Here is an 11390-nt window from a genome sequence, read left to right as displayed (position 1 = left end):
GCCCTTTGTATTCCCCTGCCGTCACCGCTCACTGTATTTCCCTGCACATCTGGACTCAGTCCATGCGGCTGAACGCCCAGTGGCCAGATGCAGGTTAACCATTCGCGCGTGGCCAGCAGGTGAACAGCCAACAGATCAATCATCACTATGACTTCGTTGGTCTAGCTATGCAGGTTACGAGCATTCCTCAAGATCGCACAGACGGTCTGCTCAACAACAGTTACTGAAATGGTGAAACGCATGACTCAGAGTTCTAAAACCGCGACACCGCTGGGCCGCTGGAAACGCCTACAACTGTGGCACAAGATACTGATTGGCCTGGTGCTCGGTGTTGCCACAGGTGCGATCTTCAAAGAAGACGCACTGGTTCTGGCGCCCATCGGCACCCTCTTCCTAAATGCCATCAAGATGTTGATCGTGCCACTGGTGTTTGTTTCGCTGGTGTCGGGCATCACCTCCATGCAGGACTCCGCCAAGCTCGGGCGGATCAGCATCAAAACCATCACTATCTACATGGTCACCACCGCATTCGCGGTCAGTATCGGCCTGTTGTTTGGTGCGGTATTCACCCCGGGTGACGGCCTCAATATGGTTGCCAGCGGTCAAGAGGCTGCCAAAGAGGCGCCATCGCTGGTCTCGATCCTGGTTGGCCTGGTGCCAAGCAACCCGGTGACCGCTTTTGCCGAAGGCAACGTACTGCAGATCATCGTGTTCGCCATCGCCATTGGTGTGAGCATGAATCTGGTCGGTGAAAAAGCCGCCCCGGCCATCAAACTGTTCGATAGTCTGGCCGAGACCTTCTACAAGCTGACCGACCTGATCATGGGCCTTGCACCCTATGGCGTGTTTGCCTTGATCGCCGGTGTAGTGGGCAGTCACGGCGCTGAAGTGCTGCTGCCACTGGCCGAAGTAATAGGGGTGATCTACCTCGCCAGTATCGCCCATGTGGTGTTGGTCTACGGCGGCCTGATTGGTTTGCTCGCGCGCTTGAGCCCAATGCGCTTCCTGCGTGGTATTGCGCCTGCACTGGCGGTTGCATTCAGTACCTCAAGCAGTTCGGGCACCCTGCCAATCTCGATTGAGTGCGCGCGCAAGAACCTCGGCGTGTCACAGGGCGTGGCGGGCTTCGTGCTACCGGTTGGCGCCACCATCAACATGGATGGCACGGCGATCTATCAAGGTGTGCTGGCGCTGTTTATTGCCCAGGCCTTCGGCGTTGACCTGGGCGCGGGCCAGTACATGATGATCATCCTCACCGCCACGCTGGCGTCCATCGGTACAGCCGGTGTACCTGGCGCGGGCTTGATTATGCTTGGCCTGGTGCTGACCGCTGCGGGCCTGCCGCTTGAGGGTGTTGCCTTGATTGCCGGTATTGACCGCATCCTCGATATGGCGCGCACCACAGTCAACGTCGCGGGCGACTTGATGACCACAACCTTGGTTGGCCGCAGCGAAAAAGAGCTGGATGTCGAGATTTACAACAGCCCCAACCACGACGGCACCCAGTAACAGCTAGCGCAATGGGGTTTATTCGATTTCGAATAGCCCCTGGCGGATGCGTGCGCCAGCCAAGCGTTGGCGCACGTCATCATCAATACGCGGATCATCGGGTGCATAGAGCATCACCTGGCGATAGGTGTTAACCCGGTTGATGTCTGTACCGAGAAACTCCCAGACCACGCGCGTACAGGCAGGTGTGCGCTGATCACCACTGGAGACGCCAGTCTTCAGGCCATTCAAACGAGTGATGCGACTTTTAAAGCTGGGAATCAGTATGGTCTGGCTCATTTCGTTGCCGGTGAGGCTTTCGTAATCGATCAGAAATACCCGATCCTGAAGATAGAACGCAGCGCCCAAATAGCGGCAACGCACCCAATCCTCGGCACCGCCGCCGCGCGCACGTTCTTGGCGCTCCTGACGTTCAAATACAAAACTGCCACGCTCCTCGCGCAAGTGCACCAGCGACAACAAGATCTGCCCCGGCACCGACATGCAATTGGAGTATTCAAAGTAGTAGCCGCAATAGCGTGACAGGTCGTTTGAGTGCTCGCTAAGCGATTCGAACAACTCAAGCAGTGGCGCGCCGGCCGATGCACTTGCCGCACTGTTATCGCGAGCCCCAATCAGCCGGGCAAACTGCTCCTGCGGCAGGACCAATTCATAGTCCTCGACCCCAAAAAAATCGCAGATACGCTTCAGGTTATGGACTGTCGGCCTGCTCTGGCCCGCCAGATAACGGTTGAATTGCGCCCGATTGATCGCGAGTTTGCGACACACCTCGGCAATTGAGCGGTAGTGACTGCACAGCAGCTTGAGGTTGGCGCCAAACGAATCCGACATGCGGCTGTTCCAGTCGAAGTAAGTGACGCGATAGTAGCATCAAATAGCATCACATCACTGCAACCTGCGAAATTGTTTGAAACATTCGCATCTACAATCATTGAAAAAGGTCCGCAGAGGCCAACTTCAATCAGAACAACAAAGAGTGACTGCCCTTATGCTCGATTTACTCAATGACCTCATCTGGAGCAAGCTGCTGATCGTGATGCTGATCGGCCTTGGCCTGTTCTTCACCATCGCCTCGCGCTTCGTCCAATTCCGCTATTTCGGCAGCATGTTCAGCATTTTTGCCGAGGCATTCAAACGCCAGCCAGGCCAACTCAGCTCGTTCCAGGCCCTGATGCTGTCCGTAGCCGGACGCGTCGGCGCAGGCAACATTGCCGGTGTATCGGTAGCGATTATCCTTGGCGGACCAGGCGCAATCTTCTGGATGTGGGTCGTGGCGCTGGTCGGCATGGCAACCAGCTACTTCGAGTGTTCGATTGCCCAGTTGTACAAGCGCCGCGAACCCGACGGCGGCTACCGTGGCGGCCCAGCGTTCTACATTCAGCATGGCTTGGGCCAGCGTTGGTTGGGCATCGTCGTTTCGATCCTGCTGCTGATGACCTTCGGCTTCGGCTTCAACGCGGTGCAGTCCTACACAGTCGCCAGCTCGCTGCACGACACCTTCGGCGTGCCGACCTATATCAGCGGCGTGGTGCTGATGGCCGTGATCGGCATGATCATCTTTGGCGGCATCAAGCGTATCGCCAAGTTCGCCGACATCCTGGTGCCGGTGATGGCATTCTCATACATCGCCATGGCCTTGTTTGTTATCGGCAGCAACGCTGATCGCATCCCGGATGTATTCGCCCTGATTTTCCGCAGTGCCTTTGGCCTTGAACCTGCGTTTGCAGGCGGTATTGGCGCCGCCATCATCATGGGCGTCAAGCGCGGCCTGTTCTCCAACGAAGCAGGTTTGGGCAGCGCACCGAACGTCGCCGCAGTTGCCGAGGTTCCGCACCCGGTCGCACAGGGCATCGTGCAATCGCTCAGTGTATTTATCGACACCATCATCCTGTGCAGCTGCACCGCGCTGATCATTCTGCTCTCTGGCGTGTATCAGCCAGGCAGTGAAATGGCCGGGGTTCTGCTGACACAAACCGCTGTTGCCAGCGTGGTTGGTGAATGGGGCCGTGTATTTATCAGCGTGGCATTGTTGCTGTTCGTGTTCACCACCCTGATCTACAACTACTACCTGGGCGAAAACGCACTGGGCTTTTTCACCCAAAAGCGTATGCCAGTCATGGTTTACCGGGTTATGGTTGCAGTGCTGGTGTTCTGGGGCTCGGTACAAGACCTCGGTACTGTATTCGCCTTCGCCGACGTGACCATGGGCTTGCTGGCTATCTGCAACCTGGTGGCTTTGGCGCTGCTGTTCAAAGTTGGCTTGCGTTTGATGCGTGACTACGACAAGCAGATGAAAGCAGGAATTAAGTCTCCGGTATTCGATCCCAACGAGTTTAGTGACTTGGATCTCGACCCGGCTGTTTGGGCGCAACTAAAAGCCCAGAACAGCGCTGAGAAGACTGCTGTCACCAATCCAGCTTAAGGCGACCCCAGGCAGGCTCAGGGAACGGTCTGTAACACTATTTGTAACCACAAAAGGGGGCTTGCTAGCCCCTTTTGTTATCCCGCATTTATTGAGGAGCGACCATGGCCGCTTGCAAAAAACTCCTTGTGATCTACACCGGCGGCACCATTGGCATGCAGCAAAGCGCCGATGGACTGGCCCCGGCATCCGGATTTGAAGCCCGTGTTCGTACGCAACAATCTGAAGAAGACCAAGGCCAGCTACCGGAGTGGATTTTCAGCGAATTACTGCCCCCCATCGACAGCGCCAATATGAGCCAAGCCAACTGGCTGGCAATGGTAAATGCGATTATTGAAGGCATTGAGCAGCACGGCTGCGATGGCGCACTGGTGCTGCAAGGCACAGACACCCTGGCCTACAGCGCCGCCGCCTTGAGCTTCCTGTTGCTGGGTTTGCCGGTGCCAGTGGTATTGACCGGCGCCATGCTGCCTGCAGGCACCGAAGGTAGCGATGCCTGGGGCAACTTGTTCGGCGCCATGCGCGCGCTGCATCAAGGTCAGGCCAAGGGCGTGCAGGTGTATTTCAACGGTGCATTGATGCATGGCGCCCGGGTCAGCAAGCTGCAAAGTGATGCCTTTGATGCATTCACTGTTTTACCGCGCCAGCGCGTCAGTCCGCGAGCCGAGCAGATACCCCAGGCCATTGATTATCGCCAGCCACGCCACCCGGTCAGCATTGCAGTACTGCCTTTGTATCCCGGCATACAAGCTGAACACATCAGCGCACTGCTTGGCAGCGGCGTACAAGCCCTGCTACTTGAGTGCTACGGCAGCGGTACCGGGCCTTCGGACAACGCTCCTCTATTGGCGGCGCTTAAAAGCGCCCATGATCGGGGCGTAGTGCTCGCGGCAATCAGCCAGTGCCCGCAAGGCCATGTTGAATTTGGCGTCTATGCTGCCGGTAGCCAACTGCAAACCACCGGGCTGGTTTCTGCCGGCGGCATGACTCGCGAAGCGGCGCTGGGCAAGTTATTCTCCTTGCTGGGTGCCGGCCTTGAGCAACATGAGGTCGAGCACTGGTTCAGCCTTGACCTGTGCGGTGAACGTGCCGAGTAACCAGCCCGCAAACGCGCACTCAAACAACAATAATAATTGACAGGAGGACAGCACATGGCCGCCCGTATCGAAGTCGAAGTTCGCCCGGTCAGCGCCGAAGACCACGCCGCTTGGCTGCCACTTTGGCAAGGTTACCAACGCTTTTACATGACCGAGATTCCAGCCGAGGCTAGCGACGTTAGCTGGCAGCGCTTTCTCGATCCTGATGAACCAGTCAATGCCGCACTGGCCTGGCACGACGGCCAAGCGATCGGCCTGGTTCATTGGGTCTACCACCGCTCAACCTGGACCGTGGGCGACTACTGCTATTTGCAGGATTTATTCATCGACAAGAATGTGCGCAGCAATGGTTGCGGACGCCAGTTGATCGAATTTGTCTACGCCCAAGCGCAACAGGCCAATTGCTCACGCGCTTACTGGCTCACGCATGAGAGCAACAGCAAAGCCATGCTGCTTTACGAGCGCATTGCCGAGCGTTCTGGCTTTATCCAGTACCGCAAGCAATTCAAGTAAGCCTCAGTCAACTGCGCCTTACTCGAAAGGTGGCAGCTCGGGATAACGCGGCAGGCCATCGGCAAACTCGGCCCACGACAGATGCTCTGAATGCCAATAGTGCAATGTCGGGGTAAACGCTTGCGGGTCGTCGAGGCTGCCGACGGTGATATCAATCAAGCCCGGCAGAAAGCTTGCGCTAAACAAAATTTGCGTGCCGCAGTGCTCACAAAAACCACGCTGCGCATCTGCCGATGAAGCGTACAGCTTCGGCTGCGCCTGAGTGAAGTGAACTTGATCCTGCTGGTACATTGCCCAGGCCACGGCCGGCGCCGCATGCGCTCGGCGACACATTGTGCAATGACAGATCGCAGCCATCAGCGGCTCGCCTTCCAGCGAATAACGCACCGCGCCGCACTGGCAACCCCCTTTGATTATTTGCTCAGACATATCCAGCTCCCAGTCTATGAAGACATAAACTTTAGCTGAGTGCGGCTGATCGACTATTCCAATTAAGTAGCTGTTACAAAACTGTAAGATGTCTCAGTTATAAAAAGCGGCTATGCCTAATAACAAGGACTGCTCGCCGCCATGCATTTTCGACCGACCCACCTTGCCCGTTGCATCGCCCTCAGCCTGTTCGCTGGAGTCAGTACCCAAGCGCTGGCAGCTGACCAGACAATCAGCGATGCCGTCACCGACAGCCAGGAACTGGCCGGTGAAAGCAGCCTGATCATCAGCGGCAGCGGCAGCGTTATCACCAAAAAAGACCCCGCCGTGTTGCTCAAAGGCGATACCAGCGGCGCAGGTGTGACCATCGATAACAGCGGTATTCTGCAATCGAGCAAGGATCGCGGCATCGATAGCGATGACGGCGACGGCCCGGCACGCAACTACCAGATCATCAACCGCGCAGGTGCAACCATTGATGCGGCCAAGCAAGGCATTCGCATCGACGGCGACTTCGCCGGCAGTACGGTGAGCATCGACAACGCCGGCACCATCACCTCGCAAGGCGACCGGGCAATCATGCTCAAAGCGCTGCAGACCGATGTAAAAATTGACATCCTAAACCGCGAAACAGGCGTCATTCATGGCGTGGTTGAAGATGCGATGCGCCTCGGTGCCAACGCCACGGTGATCAACTATGGCGAGATCAGCAGCGGCGACATGACCGACGACGAAGCCAAATTCGACGGTATCGACTTCGACGAATCAAGCGGTGGCAAGGTGGAAAACCACGGCTTGATCAGCGGTGGCCGCCATGGCATCACCACCGACATCGGCGCCGAACTGATCAACTACCAAGATGGCGTAATCATCGGTCGCAACGGCTCGGGCTTCGGCTCTGACGGCGACGGCAAGGTCACCAACTACGGGCGCATAACCGGCAGCTACAACGGCATTGCAGCCAATGGCGACGGCGATGGCGTGGATATCGACGGCCAAGGCTACATCGACAACCATGGCATCATTGAAGGCACGGGCGCGGGCGGCGAGAAAGACGGCGCGGCGAATACGGGCGAAGGTATCGCCATGGGCGGTGGCACCATTATCAACCGTGAAGGCGCAACCATCAGCGGCGCCGCCAATGCTATCCTGATCGATGACAGCGCAACCGGTGGCGCCCCGTTCGCCACCTTCCTCGAAAACCACGGCAGCATCCTCGGCCTTGATGGCGACGGCGTACGCATTATCGGCGATCAGGCCGACAACGTGATCAATAATGGCCTGATTAGCGGCGCCAGCGGCTTGGCACTGGATCTCGGCGGCGGAGATGACAGCCTGACGCTGGGCACGCACAGCCAGTTTGTCGGTTTGGTCGATGGCGGTGAAGGCCGTGACAGCCTGAGCCTGGACGATGCTGCTGGCGGCAGCTTCGGCAACAGCCAGAACTTTGAATGGCTAGCGGTTAAACAGGGTATATGGACCATCACCAGCAATGACTTCAGCGAAGGCGGTGAGGTTCAGAGCGGCGCCGGGCTGATCAACCAAGGCCAGATCGGCGGTACCTTGAACGTTAAGTCAGGCGCCACCTACAGCGGCGCAGGCCAGGTGCAAAACCTCAATCTGGAAGCGGGCTCAACACTCGCTTTCGCCGTCGCGGCGGACGGCAGCCACACGCCCGTACAGGTCAATGGCAGCGCGCAGGTCAACGGCGCCAAGCTGGATGTTCTCGCGGGCAGTGGCGACTATCCAAAACAAAGTAGCTACAGCGTAGTTAACGCAACCGAAGGTGTAACGGGTGAGTTTGCCAGCGTCAGCAGCAATTTTGCCTTTCTCACGCCAACGCTGTCCTACACGGCCACTAGTGTCGAACTCGAACTGCAACGCAACGATGTTGCCTTCAGCGATCTGGCCAGCGGCGCAAATGCTGCAAACGCCGCGCAGCGCATCACCGCCAGCAGCAACCCGGCACTTTACAACGCCTTGCTAAGCAGCGACGCAAGCAGCGCCAGCGCAGGTCTGGAACAACTATCTGGCGCCAGCAACGCCAGCCTGGCCAATGCCACGTTGGCAGGCAGCAGCCAGATCGGCAGCGCCATGCTCGGCGCCATGCAGCAACTCGGTGGCGGCATGAGCGGTAACCTGCAAAGCGCGATCGACCTGCAAGACGGCCCGCTGCTTGCCGCCAACGGCTTGCCCAGTGAAGCCCGCAACCTTAATGATCCCAATGCTCAAGGCCGGCTCTGGGTACAGGCGTTGGGCAGTAACGGTACGCTCGACGGCAACAATGGCAGCCACGATATCGACCAGAATACCGGCGGTGCTGTGATCGGCACCGACTGGGCCCTTAATGGTCAATGGCGCTTAGGGGTACTGGCCGGTTACTCGAACACCGATATCGACGCAGGCTCAGATGCGGATGGCAGCGTCGACAGCTACCACATTGGCACTTACGCCTTACGCCAAAGCGGCGCCTATAACTTGCGCCTCGGTGCGGCGTACAGCAGCCATGACGGCGACAGCAAGCGTGAGGTCAACTTCAATGGTTTCAACGACAGCGTTCGCGGTGATTACGACGCCGATAGCCTGCAAGCCTTCGCTGAACTCGGCTACGCCATCAACAGCGGCAAACTGCAGGCAGAGCCTTACGCCAACCTCGGCTATCAACGCTATGAGCGCGACAGCTACAACGAAAAAGGTGGCCCGGCCGCATTGCATGTTGAGTCACAAGACCAAGACAACATGACCAGCACCTTGGGTGTGCGCATCGCCCGTTTCGACACTTTGGACAACGGCATGAGCTTCACCCCGCGTCTCGGCGTCGGCTGGCGCCATGTTTATGGTGATGTTGATAGCAACACGCGCCAGTCATTCCTCACTGGCGGTACAGCGTTCAGCGTTGAAGGCAGCGCTTTGGACCGCAATAGCATGCTCGTGGAAGCGGGTTTTGACGTCGGCATCAGCGCCAGGCAAAACCTCGGCCTGGCCTACACTGGCCAACTCGGTAATGACTCGCGCAACCATGCATTAACAGTGCAGTGGCAGCTAGGTTTTTAATAGCAAATATCAGATGTGCATAACAAAGGGGCAGACCAAAGATCTGCCCCTTTTGGCTTGAGCCTCGCGTTATTTCAGCGCCTTGATTGCCGCTGCAATAAAGTCGTAGGTTTCCATTTCTTGCTTGTCCATTTCAGGTTCTGGCCAGGCACTCCAGACTACTGCGACCAGGTTTTCCTTGCGGTTTATATACACAAACTGGCCGAAGATACCCTGCGCCTCGAAGGCGCCGTCGTGCTGCGCTCGCGCCGCTTTGCCCGTTGGGAACAGCCACCACTGGTAACCGTAACCGAGGATGTAATCTCCGCCGTAGAGCTTGCCCGGGGCCAGGTAAGACGCCGGATCAACTTCGGTGGCCTTATCCAGCCAACCCTTGGGCAGAATACGCTCGCCATCAATAACGCCATCATTGAGGATGAACTGGCCGAAGCGGCCGTAATCTTTAAGCGTTGCGGAAAAACCACTGCTACCAATCTCCTGGCCTGCCTGCGCATCTAGCTGCCAGTAGGCAGACTTTTCCATGCCCATGCGCGCCCAGATCCGATCAGACAGATAATCGCTGGTGGTCATGCCCGTGGCCGCGTGAACCAACTCGCTCTGCAGGTGCGACTCACCGGTGCTGTATTTGAAAACAGTGCCAGGCTTCGACTTGCGCTTGAGCTGGCTCAGTTGCTTGACCAGCGAACCCGGCGTATTTGATAGCTGCAACTCGAACATCTTGCGGCGATCCGAAGTCGGGTCGCGGTAGGTCTCATTCCAGTCAGCGCCAGAACTCATGCGCAACACCTGCTCGACGGTAACGCCGTCATATGCTCCGCCCTTGAGCGCTGGCAGGTATTGGGTAATGGGCGCTTTAACATTGATTCGACCTTGCTGCACAGCAGCGCCTACCAATGTGGACGAGATCGACTTGACCACACTGAATGAGGTCCAGCGGGTATCGGCATCGTTGCCAAGGCCATATTTTTCCAGCACTACTTTGCCGTCTTTGATGATCAACAGACCGCCAACCCGGTTACGGCGCATAAAGTCATCAGTGGTTTGCTCGGCGCCATCGGCTTGGTATGTGACGTCGATATTGGGCTGCTGCGGCAACGGATAAACCTGGTCACCGCGGGCGACATCGCGGGTGAAATACAGCTGATCCATATTGCGATAAGTGCCCGGCTGATACAGCGGCGGCAAATCGTACAAATCTTGCGCGCGGCCAATATATTGATGTTTCTCGGGCGTGGACGATGCATTGGTAGCGTCGTTTTCAGTGCTGGCAGTCTGCGCACAGGCGCTGATCAAAAGCCCCGCAGTCATGGTCAATAAACCGCCGGCGGCTCGCATTTTCATCGACATTGCTGATCCTTGTTTTTGGACAATTGGACAGAGTGTTGGTGTCTAAACCATAGCGATAAATAACTGGCCTGTCCTCATAAGAGCCAGACTAGAGCGCCCATGACCCACCATAAATACAATTGTGGCGCCCGGCATGCATTCGACGTATGTTTTCCCTTCCGTTCAATTAGGGGTCAACAGTGGCTAATAGAACTCCAACTCCACGCCAGCAAACACATCTTGCGGTGTTGATCGATGCTGACAATGCACCGCCTGCAATCGTCGAAGGCCTGTTCGAGGAAATTGCCAAATACGGTATTGCCAGTGTCAAACGCATTTACGGCGACTGGACCGGCCCACAATTGGGTGGCTGGAAAAAGGTCTTGCTCGACCACTCCATTCAACCTATCCAGCAGTTCGCCTACACCAAGGGCAAGAACGCCACTGACAGCTCATTGATCATCGATGCAATGGACTTGCTCTATACGAGGCGCTTCGACGGATTTTGTCTGGTTTCCAGCGACAGTGACTTCACACGCCTGGCAGCACGTCTGCGTGAAGAAGGCTTGATGGTGTACGGCTTTGGTGAGGAAAAAACACCTTCACCATTTGTCTCGGCGTGCGACAAGTGCATCTACACTGAGATTCTTCGCGCAGGTGCGTCTGAAGCCGTTGAGAGCGGCGATAAAACCCAATCCCACAACCAGGATGTCGCGGCCTCAGAACCGAAAAAGCCAGATGCAAAAACCAAAGTGCAGAAAGTCCCTGTCGACTTTATCGCCAATGTCATCGACGACATTGATGATGAAAACGGTTGGGTTGGCCTGGGGGCGCTCGGCCAGAACATCAGCAAACTGCGCCCAGCGTTTGACTCACGCTTATATGGCTACAAAAAACTGAGTGACTTGATTCGCAGCCAGGCCAAACGCTTCGAATTGCAGTTACGCGGTGCCAGTGCAACAGGCGGCGAAGCGCTTTATGTCAGGAATAAAAAACCCGATCACTAATTCTTGCATGGCTGCCCACGATCAAGCAGGCAT

9 protein-coding genes are annotated in these 11390 nt (G+C 56.8%); 6 read left to right on the top strand and 3 right to left on the bottom strand.

Annotated features, from left to right (window positions below):
* Positions 1–240: 240 nt before the first annotated feature.
* Complete coding sequence (locus AACY26_RS10165; RefSeq protein WP_339513615.1) at positions 241–1509, top strand: dicarboxylate/amino acid:cation symporter; 1269 nt, start codon at positions 241–243, stop codon at positions 1507–1509.
* Between the two features lie 18 nt (positions 1510–1527).
* Here AACY26_RS10165 and AACY26_RS10160 read toward each other — a convergent pair whose 3' ends face one another.
* The gene (locus tag AACY26_RS10160) at positions 1528–2340 is read right to left on the bottom strand and encodes a helix-turn-helix domain-containing protein (protein ID WP_339513613.1); all 813 of its coding nucleotides are present in this window, start codon (positions 2338–2340) and stop codon (positions 1528–1530) included.
* 157 nt (positions 2341–2497) lie between these two features.
* Between AACY26_RS10160 and AACY26_RS10155 the strand changes: the two genes are divergently transcribed.
* From AACY26_RS10155 to AACY26_RS10145, 3 genes are all read left to right on the top strand, one after another.
* The gene (locus AACY26_RS10155) at positions 2498–3931 is read left to right on the top strand and encodes an alanine/glycine:cation symporter family protein (protein WP_339513611.1); all 1434 of its coding nucleotides are present in this window, start codon (positions 2498–2500) and stop codon (positions 3929–3931) included.
* 104 nt (positions 3932–4035) lie between these two features.
* Positions 4036–5028 (top strand): asparaginase, encoded by a 993-nt coding sequence (locus AACY26_RS10150; protein ID WP_339513609.1) that lies wholly within the window; start codon positions 4036–4038, stop codon positions 5026–5028.
* A 54-nt stretch (positions 5029–5082) separates the two neighbouring features.
* A complete protein-coding gene (locus AACY26_RS10145) occupies positions 5083–5541 on the top strand; it encodes a GNAT family N-acetyltransferase (protein ID WP_339513607.1) in 459 nt (152 codons plus the stop codon).
* Between the two features lie 18 nt (positions 5542–5559).
* Here the strand turns inward: AACY26_RS10145 and AACY26_RS10140 are convergent, their stop codons facing one another.
* A complete protein-coding gene (locus AACY26_RS10140; RefSeq protein ID WP_339513605.1) occupies positions 5560–5970 on the bottom strand; it encodes a GFA family protein in 411 nt (136 codons plus the stop codon).
* 141 nt (positions 5971–6111) lie between these two features.
* Between AACY26_RS10140 and AACY26_RS10135 the strand changes: the two genes are divergently transcribed.
* Positions 6112–9024: an autotransporter family protein gene (locus AACY26_RS10135; RefSeq protein WP_339513603.1), complete on the top strand. Its 2913-nt coding sequence runs from the start codon at positions 6112–6114 to the stop codon at positions 9022–9024.
* A gap of 69 nt (positions 9025–9093) precedes the next feature.
* On the opposite strand, the gene AACY26_RS10130 is transcribed toward AACY26_RS10135, so the two are convergent.
* Positions 9094–10365 carry a serine hydrolase domain-containing protein gene (locus tag AACY26_RS10130; RefSeq protein WP_339514097.1) on the bottom strand — a complete coding sequence of 424 codons (1272 nt, stop codon included), beginning with the start codon at positions 10363–10365 and terminating at the stop codon, positions 9094–9096.
* A 185-nt stretch (positions 10366–10550) separates the two neighbouring features.
* On the opposite strand from AACY26_RS10130, the gene AACY26_RS10125 reads away from it, so the two are divergent.
* The gene (locus AACY26_RS10125; protein WP_339513600.1) at positions 10551–11357 is read left to right on the top strand and encodes an NYN domain-containing protein; all 807 of its coding nucleotides are present in this window, start codon (positions 10551–10553) and stop codon (positions 11355–11357) included.
* Positions 11358–11390 lie beyond the last annotated feature (33 nt).

Origin of the sequence: Pseudomonas sp. RL_15y_Pfl2_60 (assembly GCF_963970595.1) — a bacterium.
Taxonomy (GTDB): domain Bacteria; phylum Pseudomonadota; class Gammaproteobacteria; order Pseudomonadales; family Pseudomonadaceae; genus Aquipseudomonas.
The sequence above is the reverse complement of the archived record's forward strand: the minus strand, read 5'-3'. Positions and strand labels throughout refer to the sequence as shown.